Source organism: Deinococcus arboris, assembly GCF_009755355.1.
GTDB classification, from domain to species: domain Bacteria; phylum Deinococcota; class Deinococci; order Deinococcales; family Deinococcaceae; genus Deinococcus; species Deinococcus betulae.
Genome location: NZ_WQLB01000089.1, coordinates 1 through 766 on the forward strand (window position 1 = coordinate 1; position 766 = coordinate 766).

The 766-nt window shown below is 61.5% G+C and carries 2 protein-coding genes; both read right to left on the reverse strand.

The genetic code is table 11. From position 1 onward, the window contains the following. Positions 1 to 10: 10 nt before the first annotated feature. A complete protein-coding gene (locus GO986_RS22445) occupies positions 11 to 400 on the reverse strand; it encodes an IS1 family transposase (protein WP_198170951.1) in 390 nt (129 codons plus the stop codon). Between the two features lie 23 nt (positions 401 to 423). After that, positions 424 to 732 (reverse strand): IS1/IS1595 family N-terminal zinc-binding domain-containing protein, encoded by a 309-nt coding sequence (locus GO986_RS23595; RefSeq protein ID WP_157461750.1) that lies wholly within the window; start codon positions 730 to 732, stop codon positions 424 to 426. Between the last annotated feature and the right edge of the window lie 34 nt (positions 733 to 766).

Here is a 766-nt window from a genome sequence, read left to right on the forward strand (position 1 = left end):
GGTCGAGGGCTCAGGGTAATGACGCGTTGTACCGGTGAATGAAGAGCCAGACGACGGTTTCCAGGTGAGACTGACGCCGGCAAAACGACAGCGAACGGCGCACCAGATGCGCCAGACGGGCGCGCAAGGTCGCGTTGAAGCGCTCGATGTGTTGGGTGCCGCCGATCCGGTGCCGGTTCCCGAACACGACACTCTTGTACGCGGCCAAGCGGTCTGTATGACAGACCGCGTCCAGGTACGGTGTGTCGAGGCTGTGCCACAACCCAGAGGCACCCAGGGTGTCACGTGGGCCCAGGAAGCACCCAACGATCCGTCGGGTGTGTCGGTCCATGGCCAGCCAGATCCAGAGGGGTCGCTGGCGGTTTCTCACGAACGTGCATAATTCGTCGCATTCCAGCACCCTCCGCAAGGGTGCTGGAATGCTCAGGCTTTTTTTGCTGGGGACATCGGGTCATCAACGCCGTGTGGGACGCTGCGGCCGAGCTGTTTGAGGTGGAGCCGGAACCAGGAGCGACTGACCCCGGTGACCCGACAGATCCCTCGGTGGGAGATGCGCTCAGTCAACAACCGGTCAACGAGAGCGACGGTCGCCTCTGAAACCCGATGCCAGCTCGGTTTCAGCGTGAACTGGTGACCACAGATGCGGCAGAGATACCGCTGCTTGCCGGTATGGGCGTGACCGTTTTTAACGATGCGGACGGCGCCGCACTGCGGACACTCCAGACCGTTCATACCTTATTGAACACCCGTCATGCTCAGAAATCCA